A 13,826-nucleotide genomic window follows, 5' to 3' on the forward strand; every position below is an offset into this window, starting at 1 on the left:
TTCCTCTCTTGCTAATCATTTCATCATAGAAATTGGATATTCGGCGATGATGGGGCGACTCGTTTTCGTTCTACTTTAACTTCATAAATGGAGTCCACAATAATGGGCAGGTTGTCCCGAACGGAAACAGCACCAAACACCGATCTTGCATGCACGCCCTGTTCTCCGAACACGTCAAACATCAACTCAGAAAATCCGTTTAGCACCTTATGATGCTCCTCATAATGAGGCTCGGCATTCACAAAGCCCTGAACCTTAACCACTCGCTGAATTCGATCCAATGAGCCAAGACCCTCTTTCAACACCGCCAGGACCTCAATACCCGCTTGCCGCGCAAACTGATAGCCTTCCTCGGTTGTATACTGACTACCCAGTTTCCCTTTTGGATTGCCATGCGGTCCTTTGCCCGAAACAAATAAGAGTCCGCCCGCTATGACAAAGTTAGTGTAGCTAGCCGCAGGGTTACTGGCCTGAGGTAAGACAATGCCAAGGGCTGCTAATCGCTTTTCAATGGTAGACATCCGATGACCTTCTTTCCGTATAGGGTAGATGAAACCTGCAGGTTATTCTGAAGGATAATGGGCACCTATGGCGTTCATTGCTTCCCAGCAAATGACCGACGTGCTATCTCTCACTTGCCCCGCTTCCAAGCGCTGCAGCAATACGTTTAGATTATGTACAATAGGCTTATCATTCTTGAAATGATGATACAGATGTTGAGGGGATTCGTAAAAGCCACCTTCGCACTCCAGTAATCCATCTGTGACCAACACGATCGTATTCGTTCCTGGTCTTAATTGCCGGCGACCCGATGAGTAACAAGGAACTGGCAGATCAAACGTATTTACCTGACCAACCCACTCATAGAATTGTCGTTGATTCAGAGCATACTGGCCCATTGCGGCCAATTCCGGATGAAACAAAAAAGCCATACAGTCTCCTATGGACAGCCACCACAAATAAGCCCCGGATTGATAACAAAGCAAACAGGATGTTTCTCCTTGAATGGAACGACATGCCTCCCTAAATGACTCTTCCGATAGAAGCTTGATGATGTAAGGCTCCAGTTCTGTAAATACCGTTGTTGAACTACAAATCTGTGTCAATTCTTCTCTTTTGGACTTCAAATGATTAATGAGAAGTTGAGCACTTTGCGAACTATGATGTGCGTCCAATAAAACAGATAAGACCCACGTTTGGTCCGGTGCCTGCATACAATACAGGGCATCTTCGTTCTTATAAGCTTTATTACTCGTACTCCCTCCAAAACATCCAACGGCGACACGTCCCAAGGAGGTTACTGCAACCTCGTCCAACGACGGCCTATCGCTACCCATCCAAGTATACTCCATATTGAGTCACCTTCATCAATGTTGTTTTACGACTTATTCGTTACAGCTTTCTGGCTTTTAGTACAAAAGTCACCGGGAACATCTTCGCACGCTTGGCTAGATCACTAGCTCCCCCATCCGCTGGAAGTAGATCCTCATCATTCTCCTCAATCATCTGCTCAATGATAAACCCTGCTCGAGCTAAAGTATTAATGTATGTGGAGAGGGTACGGTCAGCGAGAGTAAGCTCACCTTGCACAGCATCGGGAAATACCGGGTGCCAAGTGTCGTCGAAGTAGGATTTTTTCCAAACGAATTGGTTGTTCTCCTCTGCCACACAGCGGTGAATCGGGTGAGACCAGCTGAAGATAAAAACACCATCTTTTTTCAAATAGGAAGCGACCCGACGAAAAGTGCCTTCAAGATCGGTTGTCCAGCCAATCGCATAGATCGAGTAGACGAAATCAAAATATGCCTCAGGCAGACCACACTCCTCTTCCATAGGCGAACAAATCAATTTCGCAAACAATCCCTGGGCCTTCAAGTGTTGCTCTGCTCTTTTAATTTGTTGGGAAGACAAATCGATACCCCAGAGCTCAGACGCATTACGCTGTGCATGATATTGCAGGGATTCACCATTCCCACAGCCGATTTCCAACAACTTTTTACCCGACACATCACCAAATAACCGATGATGCTCTTCCGAGATAAAAGCGCCGTACTGCGGAAGAACAATGGCTTTTAACACCTCATTGCCCCTTGTATTCCAGTAAGCGCTGTTGGTTTCATGTATACTGTGCTTGTCCGACATGGCAACCCCCTTAATTGATTCTTGATGCTTCTCATTTCAAGTGCAGTGTAAGGTCAAAGAATAATTCTGTTTTCGTTCCAATTTTTTCAAATCCACATTTCTGATACATCTCTTTGGCGGTGTCTGCGTGATCCGTAATTAAATAGGTATAGGGTACACCATGTTCATTGGAAACCCGTAGTAAATGTTTGAGCATCGAGCTCCCGAATCCTTTTCTTTGATAGTCAGGTAGTATATCGAAATCTTCAATTTTTGCGATGTGCTTTGAGATCATCAATTCACATTTCCCAATCGGTAAATCTTGATGATAGCAAACATAAAAATCTAGTGGGAGTGATGACGGATATAGTCTAGCTTTTCTTGCAATTCTTCTTTGCGCAAAGTCTAATCCCATGGATTTCGTATTCGCTTGCACATCAACCTGAATTCCATCTGAAATTTCTTTCGGCTGGGTTGCTTTTGTAATGTGACAATCTAGATTTCCCTTAATTGATTTAAAATTGTCAACATTGATGAGCATGTAATCATATTGCGTGATATCAGGTTTTATGGGAAGGCCATTCAATTGAAGTAAATCCTTTGTTTCCATTGGAAAGTTGGATTCCACTCTCAGGAAATTCTTGTTATGTTTCTGGCATAGAGCTAATTCCTTGATTATTAGATCAACCAAACACTCGTCGTTATGCTTAATTAGCGTATAATTATGAGTATACATGTCTTGAATTTGATCATCCCAAAATCTCATGAGCCCTTCTGTCTCCCAACTTTTGCAAAACAACTTGGAGTATGCCGCTTCCGTATGAATGATTTGAGATAGCAAGACCTGATGATCTAACGATTCTGGCATTTCCCCTTGGCTTATAAAGCCTGTCTGTATCCGTATCAATTATAGTACCAAACCTTAGGTGTGCATGTAGCCGTTTTGATACCTCTCATCGTCTTCGTTGCGTCCCAAAAGATAAGTTTTTTGATAGTTGAGCTCCTTGATTGTGTTATTCCGATCCATTAATGAATTTCAAATGCAAAATAGGAAACGGCCGCCCTGAGCTGTCCAGTTCTGAGCGACCCACTTGATGGAATCCTAACCTCTGGTAGAATAAGGCCGCTTGTTCGTTCTGTTCATTGACATCCACACTTAGATCAGGCCCCGCCTGCTTCATGGCATCTTGTATCAACTCTCTTCCCACTCCTTGCCCATGGACAAGCGGATCCACGAATAGCATCTCGACATGGCTTCCTTCCGTGCCAATAAATCCGACCGGGTGACTCTCCTCATTCACAGCAACTCGGACCTCGTAAGAAGTTAGAGCCTGATCACGGACCGCAGTGCGATAGAATACGATATCGTCCTCCGATAGAAAATGATGGGTAGCACGCACGGCACGCTCCCAGATCTCCACGAGTTGTTCATGCCAGGTTGACTCATAAGGCTTTACTTGTATATTCATATTACATCTCCAATCATTCTATTGGTATTCATTCAGTCTTAGCCTAGCTCAATAAACTTCTGCATCCACCATTCATTATTCATTATAAATCTCGTACCGAGTGGCATGATGACGAATTGTTCGTTCACTTCGAGAGGTTCTCTTAGCCCCGTATATACAAGATCAATATGTAACTGGAACGGTTTCATTGGCCTACCCACTTGAGCTTCATATTGCTGCGCAATTGTCAAAACATCCATTTGGTTATCCCAGTATTGCATGGCAACCTGACCACCCGCCGGCATGTTCCACCATGCACTAAATGAGGGCCATAAAGTAATCAGCGCAGCCTTCAGGTCGGGCTGTGTGATTCTGGAAAACTCAGGAGGATCGATAATCAATTCATCCCGATTTTCTCTCTTGGCGTTTGCTTTTACATAAGTGCTCTGTTCCCAGAACTCTTCCCATTGGTTTCTTAATTGAGCATAGTCCTCAACTTGTTCCGGATTTCGTAATTTAGGCCAAGCTTCTTCAGCGAACGCCTCGGACAAAAGTCCATATGCGCTACCCACATACATGAGGAAATTCAAGTCATATTCTCCTGCTATACAAACAGACCAAGAACGGCTCATATACGATCAGTCCTCTCAAAAAAATGCCTTGGGATACCTCAATTCCCCGCGAATCGCGTGGGTTGCATCGTTAATCAATTCATAGGCCATAAACACATCGTCTGAAACCTCAAACTGCGTTAATGTGAAGCCATAGTGACTGGCAGGTTTGAAGCCTAATTGCGGATAATAGGCAGGGTGACCAATTAGCAGCACAACAGGATATCCGAGCTGCGTACACCGAAGTAACCCTTCCTTTATTAATTTTGTCCCTATGCCTTGCTTTTGATAATCAGGATGAACGGCAATCGGAGCCAGAACAATCACGTCATGACTTCCATTTTCTCCAACAACTTCGGCTTTGCTGAACAAGGCGTGACCTACAACCTTTTGATCAAATTCTGCAATCAATGATAATTCCGGGATAAACGAAGAAGATGATCGGATGCGCTCTATTAATTTAGATTCGTCCTCCCGATTCTCAAACGCATGATAATTCAATGTATAGACTTCCTCATGGTCCCTGATATCCTCAGTTCTTATAATCATGTTTTCACTTCTTTCGTATCTTCTACTAATCTTACTCTGATTCATAGATTAAATCACTTAATTGGTCTGCCATTGCTTCGTTAATCGTATAGCCATAGTGGCCGTCAATCAAATTCACTAAGAGTCCCGTGCCTCCCTTTTCTTGACCGATACCCAAATGGTAGCTGTTAACAAATTGCTATAAAAAAATCTGCAATCTCATTGCAGACGTTTTAACTCTAAGTTGAGTAAATCTATATTAAAATTACCTTTAAGTAAAATATCTAAGCCTAATAAGCCATTGATGTTATACCTAAAAGCAGTGAAATCGATTTCGACATCCTTTAACGTGTAGCCCCCGATTTCAATTAAATCGATTCTCTTAATAAATGCGTGTTCTTCTCCACCAATACCATAGTTTGTTATAAAATGATCTTCTTTAGTGGCTCGGATGTCAATTTCATCTACAGCATCTTGCGAAATTAATGTGTGACTTGCGCCTGTATCAATGACAATATCCTTTATAAATTTGCTTTGCCCTTTATATTGTATTGTTAATTCTGTAAAAAGGAGCCCATCTCTATATTCAATTTGCATTTATAGATATCTCCTCAAGCCTATATTTTTTCTAATTATAACTTCTACCTTTTCTTTGGATGTGTGGTAAACTAAAGTCCGATTTTTACAATTCAATAACTCTCGTGTTGCATCTTCTTCCTTGACCGGACCAATTAAAGCAACTTCTTCAACTATTTCTTTATCATCTTTTTCGAACGAATGTAAGATCTCGAACTTTACAAACTGGTCTGGATAAATGTTTTGAACTTCATTCCATTTCACGTATCATCCCTCCAAACGTTTTGGTGTTATTATATCACTGTTTGAATTTATATCTGCAGATTAAGAACAAAAATTGCTAACATACCTCAATAGTTGTCGGACTGTTCCATATACCTCCATCATACTATATGAGGGAACAATTGGATATTCATGAACAGCAAAAAGCCTCCGACTACTCGGAGGCTTTTCTAACCTTTATTTTCCCTGCCTAGCGGGAAACGTAGTATTAATTTTCAGGCTGTTGAAAAGTGCCGACGAGCACGGAATCGAATCTGGAGAAGCGAAGCGTTCGCCTTTGTCCCCGGATTTCAACCGCTAAAGCGGTTAACAAATCAAGAAATCTGGGGACAACAGCGATCGGAAGATCGATCCGTGACTTTAGGCCTCCTCTTTCAATCAGCCTTCTTTTAATCTAACCTTACGCCCGCCGATATTCCCCCGGCGCCTTCCCCGTATGCATTTTAAATACCTTGGCGAAATAGCTCTTATTCTCATACCCTAACTGCTCCGATACCCGCTCCACGCTATCTGCGGATTCGTTCAGCATCTCTTTGGCCCGTTCCATCTTGATTAGCGTCACATAGTGGACGAAGCTCATGCCGGTCTCTTTTTTGAACAAGCGGCTGAAGTAGCTGGGATTGAGCGGAATATGCCCCGCCACCTCTTCCAAGGTGATCTTACTGTGCACATGACGATCGATGTAACGCTTGGCCTTGAAGATTTCTTCGCGACCCGATCCGCTCGAGAGACCGCGCACAGCATCCAGCCGCTCCAGAAAACGTAGCTGCACCCAAGCTGCGAGTTCATCGATCCGCCTGATTTCAGACAACGATGCATACAGCATTTCCAGGGAGAATCGGGATGGAAACGGCGCGCGAGCCAGCAGCGTGGCCTGGTTATCGTACAGCATCTTGAAGGTCCATTCCCTCACCACGGCTGGCAAGATGTGATGATGACGCGCCAGCGCTATCCACTCCAGCAACAGTGCCGAGACACGCGCCTCGTCCTCCTCGAGGAAGGCTTCCCTCATCTGGCGTGCCAACTCGGTACATAGCGGCACTACGTCATCGCTTGCGAAGGAGGGGAACGTCCTCAGGTCAACGGCCGAACGCTCTGGAAGATAGAAGACATAATCTGAACCGTTAGCAAGCAGCTTGACAAGCGCGCTACGCAACTGTCCGATGCCACTGACCTCATCGACACACACCAACGTCACGGGACCATCCGCCGCATCCTCCAGTAGCTCCAACGTGCCTTGAATACGATCCATCGACAGCGCGTCTTTTACCGCCTCGCCGGCAACGAGGATGCATTCGTCTTCACTGCGCGGTAGACAGAACAAACTGGCCTCCATTGCTGCGGCCTCCACCACTTGCATTCGATCACCCACCGCGAGCTCCTGTAGACCAAGCTGACACAACGCAAGCGTGAGCTTGCCTTGCTTCGGTAATCCAAGCGCTTCAGCTTCCTGCTCCCATCCATCCTCGATTCGCGCAGGTCGCGCTGAGCTCTCCAGTAGATTCCGCTTACTCATGAAGGCACTCAGCCCATTTAAGCTAACCCACGACGCCATTTGAACGGCTTCTTTTTGTTGCTTAGCCAGATCAGCCGATACTCGACGAATGATCTCAACGATGACAGGTACGGTCATGGTTTCCTTCAATATATAATCGATCACATTCAGCTTGATGGCCTGCTGGGCATATGCAAATTCATTCATGCAGGACAGAATCACCGTACAAATGCGTTCGTTGCGGCCATTTAGTTCGCGTATCAATTCAATACCGTTCATGATTGGCATGCCGATATCGGTGATGACCAGATCAGGCATCTCTTCCGATGCCTTCTCCAAGGCAAGCGCTCCGTTCTTGCAGCAATGCCTTACCTCCATGTCGAATTCAGCCCAAGGAATGGCTTGACTCAGAAATTCAAGCACTGGCAGATCATCGTCGACAAGCATGACACGATACATGAACGTCACCTCTCCCTTTCATCGTTGGCGGAACCTGCGTTGTCGGGGAGGTTGATTCGGAACAATGTCCCTTCACCGAGCACGCTCTCCACAGACAGCTCAACATTCATCCCAAAAGTAAGGTACAGCCGTTCGCAAACGTTGGACAATCCGATAGAGGCCAGACTGCCGCTGTGCGGGGGATTGGGGTTCTTTGCAGAGCCCCGTCCCAGCCTGGTACGTAAGTGCTGCAATTCTTCCTCCGTCATGCCCGCGCCATCATCCTCAATCTCAATGAGCAGCCGCCCGTCTGTACGCTGGGTACGTATCGCAATCGTGCCGCCTTCTTGGCGAAGGCCGTGAATATAGGCGTTCTCGATGATCGGCTGCAGAATAAACCGCGGGAGTAAGGCATCCAGATCCTCGGTGGCACAATGCGTAAGCAAGAGAACCTGATCGCCCTGACGAAAATTCAACAGCTCCACGTAACTGCGAAGCATATGAAGCTCATCCAGCAGCGTATTCATTTCCTGTCTTTGCTGGATCGTCATGCGAAGCAGTCCGGAGAGCGTCTGGAGCAGTTCCGCATTTTCCGCATCCCCCTTCATGAGCACCCGCAAGCGAATCGAATTCAAAATATTGAAGAGAAAATGAGGGTTGATCTGAGACTGCAGCATAGCGAGCTCCGCCAGCCGCTTCAGCTCCTGCTCCTCCTTGATCTGACTAATCGTCTGCTCCAGACGGTCCAGCATATGATCAAATGACCGTCCCAGCTTGCCGATCTCGTCAGAGCCTCGAATGCCGGAACGGATGCCCAATTCCTCCCGCTCTACAGTAGCCGCAACCCCGCCCAGATGAATGATGGGTTTAGTCACTTGCCGCACCAGTACAACCATAACCAGGAGAAAAAAGAGAGCGGTTAACATTTGAATCGCTGTACTCCAACGATGCGTGCTGCTCACCTGCTCAACAGCCTGATCGTAACGGGATAAACTGACAAGTCGGTACTTGCCGTAAGGGATATCTTGCGCGGTCAACAAATAGGTCTTATCCTGATGCTCAATAAAGACCGATTCCCCGGAGGTTCCCAGACGGTCCGTAAAAGCGAATGTCTGGCCAATCTGCTCCTTCTCCCGAGCAGACACAACCGTCCCGTCAGGCGACACCAGCAGCGTCATCTGCCCGGTATCGCCGTCTCCAAAGTTCTCGCTAATTTGATTCTCGTCCATACTGACGAGGATGACCGCGTAAGACATATCTGCGGAGGTCCGCAGATTGCGGGCGATCGTCAGGACCTGAGGATTGCCCGACGCAAGAGATGGAATGTAGTTCTCCAGCGTGCCCGCCCAATATAATTCGAATGCCGGCTGTTCCAACACCTCACGCATCCAGGACTTGTCATACAACTTCTCTGCCTGAAACCCATTGTAGGCATAATTCGTGAAGGACTGACCGTCTTCCATCAGGATGGTGACGAAGGTCTTGGGCATCATCGTCGTGACGCTGTGAAGCTTGTCCGTAATTTCTTTGAAGTCCAGCAGGTTGGTAACAACATCTGTCTGATCCAGCCTGCCCCGCTGCCAGTTCTGGTTCAACACGCGATTGATTCCCGGATCAAATTGAATATAGTTCGCCACCAGCACCATCGTGTTGATCAGGTTAGACACATAGTTACCCTCGCGCTCCAACAAGCGCTTTTCGTTGTCGATAACCTGTGAGCGCACGATCTGCTCGGTGTTGGAATTGGAGATGTACAACGTGACGGCTGCAGGAACGAACAGGCACAACAGGGAAGCGAGAAGCAATTTGTTGCGGAAGCCGAGCCGCCAGCGTTTCGGCATCGTTGATCCCCTCTCCCCTGCATGCCTTAGTAAGCTTATTATACCTGTTTCAACCGCTGTTGGGAGTCCCTTTTATTGGTTGGCGTCAACGATGGCGCGCACCTCGGCTTCTGTCTTGGAGATCGTCGTCTCCAGGTCCTGCTGTCCCAGAATGAACAGCTCCGTCTGCGTCGTATAGGCCTGTTCCAGCTGCGATTGATAGGACGGTGGTACATTGAGAGGAGCAGCCTGGAAGTGAGTCATAACATAGGTTAAGGAGTCTTCGTCAATGAAATCTGGACTGAGCGCATGCTCTTTGACACCACGGATGAATTGATTCGCATCCTGCTGTCTCCAGGCAGAGTACACATTCTTCAGCTCGCCGCCTTCTGTCGAGTGCCAGCGGATGAAATCATATGCCGCCTCCTTATTCGAGGAGCGATCCAGAATGGCTGCGAAATTCCCGTTGGCAATGCTCACCCCTGCTGGCTGACCCTTGTCGTTGGATGGCATCGGAGCAAAGGCAGTGGTAAACGTAGCCGGGAATTGTTCGGAGCCGCCGGATTCGTCAATCATCCAATTGCCCGTGACGATCATGGCTGCGCGCTCTGAGAAGAACTCCGACCGGTACGCCAGCTTCTGCGAGATCGTGTCTGCGTATGGCGTGGCGATGCCTGCCTCCTCCGCTTTTGACCTCAGTTCAAGAGATTGGCGGATTTCGGGTGAATCAACATTGAGTTGGCCGTCTGTAAACAGATTGTTGGCATTCATCTGGTTGATCTGGGCCAGTTGCCAGTACATGGGCCAGGTGTGGAAATACGTTCCGTATACAGTAGACGCACCCGATCCGCTCGTCAGCTTTTCCGCATAGTCTAGATATTCATCCCATGACCATTCGGTAGGCACCTCGAGTCCCGCCGCATCCAGCATGTCTTTATTTAAGAGGACAAAATAATTCTCCAATGTATCTGGCAATGCAAAAACGGTGCCGTCAATGGAAGGATCGAGCAAGTATGTTTCGTTTAAATCCATGCCCTCGGTTGCCATGAGCTCGTTAAGCGGCGCCAACAACCCCAGTCCGGCACGCTGCGAATAATCGGTTGCGCCTGGCATGAACACGACATCCAGATTTTCACCCGATGCCATCAGCAAGTCCAGCCGTTGCATGCCAGCCACGGAATCGCCGTTGTCGGATAGCTCGACGTATTCAATCGTTACGCCGTCATTCGCTTCTTCATATGCCTCAATCACCGGCGCCATCAGATTCGTTGGCGTCCAGTGCGCCACGCGCAGCACGACCTCTGCTACGGGCGGTTCTCCATTTCCATTCCCATTGCCATTGCCTGGAGACGGAGTGGGACCATTATCCGAATTAGATCCGCATCCCGCCATCAGACCAACCAGAAGAGACATGCCCGCCAATACGGTTACCTTTTTCTTACTCATCCTCAACCACCCCTTGAACGTAGTGTACTTCATTTTGATACGTAATCCATCACCCATTGCCGCTCGCGTCTCGTTTAGCCCTTCACCCCCCCCAAAGAAATGCCTTCGATGACATGCTTTTGGCCGATAATAAAGACAATCAACAGGGGGACGATGGCCGATACGGAGGCTGCCATAATCAGCGAATAAAAGGCACCGTTACGATCGGCGAAGGCGTTCATGCCCAGTTGAATCGTGTAGAGCGTTCTGTCGCTCAAGAAAATAAACGGCGTCTGGAAATCGTTCCAGGTCCAGATGAACCGCAGAATCCCATACGTTGCAATCGCCGGACGCGCAAGCGGGAGCATAATGGAGACAAAAATCCGAATATGACCGGCCCCGTCGATCTGTGCCGACTCGATAAATTCATCAGAGATGGATGCGAAAAACTGTCGGAGTAGAAATGTCCCCAAAACGCTGAAGCCGCCCAGCAGAATTAGACCTGTATGCGTGTCGAACAGTCCCACCGATCGAAACAGAATAAATAGCGGCACTAATGTGGCTTCTACAGGAATCATATAGGTGGCCAGGATGAGAAGGAACATGGCACTGCGGCCTTTGAAGCGGATTTTGGTGAAGCCATAAGCGGCCATGCTGGATACCAGAACCGACAGTACGGTGGTTAATAGGGCAACCTTCATTGAATTCCAGTAGTATAGGCCGAAGTTGGCTTGTCCAAGCCAGACTGAACTGTAATTGAACGCTGCCCGCCAGGTCGTGGGTATCCATTCGACGGGATAATTGAAGACATCCGCCTCAGGTTTTAATGACGCAGATACCATCCACACGAATGGCAGCAAGAAGATCATGCCAACCATGGCCATCACAGCCGTGATGATGGCTTTGAGCCAATCGATACGTTTGAACAGGAGCATCTGCTGGCCCCTCCTTTCCCCCGATTCAATATTTCACCCAATACTTCTGCCCGAACCACTGTAACGCAGTGATGGCAAACAAGATGAGGAACAGCACCATGACCATAGATGAGGCATACCCGGTCTGCAGCTCAACAAATGCGGTCTGGTACATGTCATATACAATGACAGAGGTGGAATGGGCAGGCCCTCCCTCCGTCAGTACCTTAATTAATGCGAAGGACTTGAAATTGCCAATGAACCCGGTGATCAAGAGGAAAAAGGTGGTCGGGGTAAGCAGCGGCAACGTTATGGAGCGAAACTGAACAAAGGTCGAAGCCCCGTCAATACGGGCGGCTTCATACAGGTCGGCAGGGATATACTTGAGACCCGCGATGTAAATAATGAGGGCGACGCCCAGGTCGATCCAGATCATCAACATCATCACCGAGGGGAGCGCAAAGGTCGTGTCCGCTAGCCACCGTGGCGGATGCTCGATGCCAAGGTTCATTAAGAAGGCATTGACCGGCCCGACAGAAGGATGGAACAGCACCTGCCAGACGACGGCAACGGCTACAACACTGGAGATTTGCGGCATGAAGTAGATGACTTTGAATGCACCGGATGCATACACCCGGCTATTAATAATGATTGCCAGCACCAGAGCAATCGCCATCCCAATCGGAACGGCAAGTAGCATCACGAAGTTGTTGACGACCGATTTAAGGAACACATCGTCTTGCAGCAGGTTGCGATAATTGTCCAGGCCGTTGAATTCGATGCGATCGAATCCAGTAATAAACGACCAGTTACTGAAGCTGAGCGTGAACGAAAAGATGAGCGGCATGAGTAGAAATACGATAACGCCCAGCAGCATGGGGCCGACGAACAGCAATCCCATGGCGGTTTCCCTTAGCCTCAATCTGCTTATGCTGCGTCTTCGGGGAGGCCGCGTTGAACGTTCAACTTGATGATGTACGGAATCCAATCGGGATCCGCCTCCTTGTCACTTTCGGATGTGAGATTACCTCCTATTATAAGGAGCATCCAAGGCCCGCATAAGACAATATCATGACTTGTTTGCACACTATTTTTACTCCCTTCATCCGAAGTAAAAATCAGCGTTGAAATGCACAAAATAGTTGATTTACAGTGCCTGCCTACTCTGATAATTTCAAACCATCCACAAAATTATCAGGCATTTGAAGAACGGCCGGAGAGGCACGGAATCGAATCTGGAGAAGCGGAGCGTTCGCCTTTGTCCCCGGATTTCAACCGCTAGAGCGGTTAACAATCAAGAAATCTGGGGACAACAGCGATCGTAAGATCGATCCGTGACCGTAGGCTTTCCTTTTCAACAGCCTGAAACTTTGCTATAGAAATAGGAGGTATATGATGAGAGAGCACAAATCGATTATGACGCGTTATTTGATGCACATTACGGGATTGTTGCACGAAATTGAGAGTAGTCCGAAGGAGCCATTGATTGAGGTAGCCTCACTACTCGCGGATCATATCGCCGCAGATCAGCTGGTGTATCTGTACGGGCCAGGCGGTCATTCCAATATGAATGCAACGGAGGTGTTCTTCCGGGCCGGCGGATTGATGCATATTAGCGCCATCCTGGACGAAGGAACGATGATCTCCAATGGCGCACTGCGTTCTATGGCGGTCGAACGCACACCGGGATATGGCAGACTAGTTATTGAAGATAATCGGCTGGCAAGTGGAGATATTCTGATTATCGCCAACGCTTATGGAATTAACACCGCCTGTGTGGATGCTGCACTCGAAGCCCGTCGCCGCGGGGTAACGACTATCGCCGTTACCTCCGTCGGTCATGCAGACGCCATCCCTCCATCCCATTATGCCCGTCACCCTTCTGGCCATAATCTCTATGAGGTATGCGATTATGTACTCGATTCCAAGGTAAAGCCAGGGGATGCCGCAATCCAGATTGACGGGATTGAACCCAAAATGGGCTCTACCTCTACCTTTGCTAACGCCTTTCTACTAAACTCCCTGATGATGACAACGGCATCGGTGTTGGCTGAAAAAGGGATTGAGGTACCCGTATGGCGCAGCGGCAATGTGCCAGGGGGCGATGAATGGAACAATCAGTTTATTGATCGGTTCAAGGGACGTGTCCGATGGTTGTAGGAGAGATG

15 protein-coding genes are annotated in these 13,826 nt (G+C 48.0%); 1 reads left to right on the forward strand and 14 read right to left on the reverse strand.

Annotation, left to right across the window (positions count from 1 at the left end; all coding sequences use genetic code 11):
- Nucleotides 1-23: 23 nt before the first annotated feature.
- The 14 genes from F556_RS0108075 to F556_RS0108140 form a co-directional block, all read right to left on the reverse strand.
- On the reverse strand, nt 24-521 hold the full coding sequence (locus tag F556_RS0108075; RefSeq protein WP_020616420.1) for a RidA family protein: 498 nt from the start codon (nt 519-521) through the stop codon (nt 24-26).
- 42 nt (nt 522-563) lie between these two features.
- On the reverse strand, nt 564-1,337 hold the full coding sequence (locus F556_RS0108080; protein ID WP_040716088.1) for a PP2C family serine/threonine-protein phosphatase: 774 nt from the start codon (nt 1,335-1,337) through the stop codon (nt 564-566).
- 55 nt (nt 1,338-1,392) lie between these two features.
- Entirely contained in the window at nt 1,393-2,142 is a 750-nt protein-coding gene (locus tag F556_RS0108085; RefSeq protein ID WP_020616422.1) for a class I SAM-dependent methyltransferase, read from the reverse strand.
- 31 nt (nt 2,143-2,173) lie between these two features.
- The gene (locus F556_RS0108090; protein ID WP_020616423.1) at nt 2,174-2,989 is read right to left on the reverse strand and encodes a GNAT family N-acetyltransferase; all 816 of its coding nucleotides are present in this window, start codon (nt 2,987-2,989) and stop codon (nt 2,174-2,176) included.
- A 145-nt stretch (nt 2,990-3,134) separates the two neighbouring features.
- Nucleotides 3,135-3,590 carry an acetyltransferase gene (locus tag F556_RS0108095; RefSeq protein ID WP_020616424.1) on the reverse strand — a complete coding sequence of 152 codons (456 nt, stop codon included), beginning with the start codon at nt 3,588-3,590 and terminating at the stop codon, nt 3,135-3,137.
- A 38-nt stretch (nt 3,591-3,628) separates the two neighbouring features.
- Nucleotides 3,629-4,159 (reverse strand): hypothetical protein, encoded by a 531-nt coding sequence (locus F556_RS0108100; protein ID WP_020616425.1) that lies wholly within the window; start codon nt 4,157-4,159, stop codon nt 3,629-3,631.
- Nucleotides 4,160-4,216: 57 nt separating this feature from the next.
- Complete coding sequence (locus F556_RS0108105; protein WP_245583032.1) at nt 4,217-4,774, reverse strand: GNAT family N-acetyltransferase; 558 nt, start codon at nt 4,772-4,774, stop codon at nt 4,217-4,219.
- A gap of 153 nt (nt 4,775-4,927) precedes the next feature.
- The gene (locus tag F556_RS0108110) at nt 4,928-5,305 is read right to left on the reverse strand and encodes a retropepsin-like aspartic protease (RefSeq protein WP_020616427.1); all 378 of its coding nucleotides are present in this window, start codon (nt 5,303-5,305) and stop codon (nt 4,928-4,930) included.
- Entirely contained in the window at nt 5,306-5,548 is a 243-nt protein-coding gene (locus F556_RS0108115) for a hypothetical protein (protein WP_020616428.1), read from the reverse strand.
- Nucleotides 5,549-5,966: 418 nt separating this feature from the next.
- Entirely contained in the window at nt 5,967-7,520 is a 1,554-nt protein-coding gene (locus F556_RS0108120; protein ID WP_020616429.1) for a helix-turn-helix domain-containing protein, read from the reverse strand.
- 5 nt (nt 7,521-7,525) lie between these two features.
- Nucleotides 7,526-9,340, reverse strand: coding sequence for a sensor histidine kinase (locus tag F556_RS0108125; protein ID WP_020616430.1), 1,815 nt, complete (start codon nt 9,338-9,340; stop codon nt 7,526-7,528).
- 72 nt (nt 9,341-9,412) lie between these two features.
- Nucleotides 9,413-10,765 carry an ABC transporter substrate-binding protein gene (locus F556_RS0108130; protein ID WP_020616431.1) on the reverse strand — a complete coding sequence of 451 codons (1,353 nt, stop codon included), beginning with the start codon at nt 10,763-10,765 and terminating at the stop codon, nt 9,413-9,415.
- A gap of 74 nt (nt 10,766-10,839) precedes the next feature.
- Entirely contained in the window at nt 10,840-11,679 is an 840-nt protein-coding gene (locus F556_RS0108135) for a carbohydrate ABC transporter permease (protein ID WP_020616432.1), read from the reverse strand.
- A gap of 25 nt (nt 11,680-11,704) precedes the next feature.
- Nucleotides 11,705-12,559, reverse strand: coding sequence for a carbohydrate ABC transporter permease (locus F556_RS0108140; RefSeq protein ID WP_020616433.1), 855 nt, complete (start codon nt 12,557-12,559; stop codon nt 11,705-11,707).
- A gap of 494 nt (nt 12,560-13,053) precedes the next feature.
- On the opposite strand from F556_RS0108140, the gene F556_RS0108145 reads away from it, so the two are divergent.
- Nucleotides 13,054-13,818 carry a sugar isomerase domain-containing protein gene (locus F556_RS0108145; protein ID WP_020616435.1) on the forward strand — a complete coding sequence of 255 codons (765 nt, stop codon included), beginning with the start codon at nt 13,054-13,056 and terminating at the stop codon, nt 13,816-13,818.
- Nucleotides 13,819-13,826 lie beyond the last annotated feature (8 nt).

The organism is Paenibacillus daejeonensis DSM 15491, assembly GCF_000378385.1.
Taxonomy (GTDB): Bacteria; Bacillota; Bacilli; order Paenibacillales; family Paenibacillaceae; genus Paenibacillus_D; species Paenibacillus_D daejeonensis.

Bases quoted from the DNA above. Each gene is read 5' to 3' on its own strand.
- F556_RS0108110 (WP_020616427.1), bottom strand. From the start codon at position 5,305: ATGCAAATTGAATATAGAGATGGGCTCCTTTTTACAGAATTAACAATA.
- F556_RS0108105 (WP_245583032.1), bottom strand. From the start codon at position 4,774: ATGAATCAGAGTAAGATTAGTAGAAGATACGAAAGAAGTGAAAACATG.
- F556_RS0108125 (WP_020616430.1), bottom strand. From the start codon at position 9,340: ATGCCGAAACGCTGGCGGCTCGGCTTCCGCAACAAATTGCTTCTCGCT.
- F556_RS0108080 (WP_040716088.1), bottom strand. From the start codon at position 1,337: ATGGGTAGCGATAGGCCGTCGTTGGACGAGGTTGCAGTAACCTCCTTG.
- F556_RS0108130 (WP_020616431.1), bottom strand. From the start codon at position 10,765: ATGAGTAAGAAAAAGGTAACCGTATTGGCGGGCATGTCTCTTCTGGTT.
- F556_RS0108095 (WP_020616424.1), bottom strand. From the start codon at position 3,590: ATGAATATACAAGTAAAGCCTTATGAGTCAACCTGGCATGAACAACTC.
- F556_RS0108140 (WP_020616433.1), bottom strand. From the start codon at position 12,559: ATGGGATTGCTGTTCGTCGGCCCCATGCTGCTGGGCGTTATCGTATTT.
- F556_RS0108075 (WP_020616420.1), bottom strand. From the start codon at position 521: ATGTCTACCATTGAAAAGCGATTAGCAGCCCTTGGCATTGTCTTACCT.
- F556_RS0108085 (WP_020616422.1), bottom strand. From the start codon at position 2,142: ATGTCGGACAAGCACAGTATACATGAAACCAACAGCGCTTACTGGAAT.
- F556_RS0108145 (WP_020616435.1), top strand. From the start codon at position 13,054: ATGAGAGAGCACAAATCGATTATGACGCGTTATTTGATGCACATTACG.
- F556_RS0108135 (WP_020616432.1), bottom strand. From the start codon at position 11,679: ATGCTCCTGTTCAAACGTATCGATTGGCTCAAAGCCATCATCACGGCT.
- F556_RS0108120 (WP_020616429.1), bottom strand. From the start codon at position 7,520: ATGTATCGTGTCATGCTTGTCGACGATGATCTGCCAGTGCTTGAATTT.
- F556_RS0108090 (WP_020616423.1), bottom strand. From the start codon at position 2,989: ATGCCAGAATCGTTAGATCATCAGGTCTTGCTATCTCAAATCATTCAT.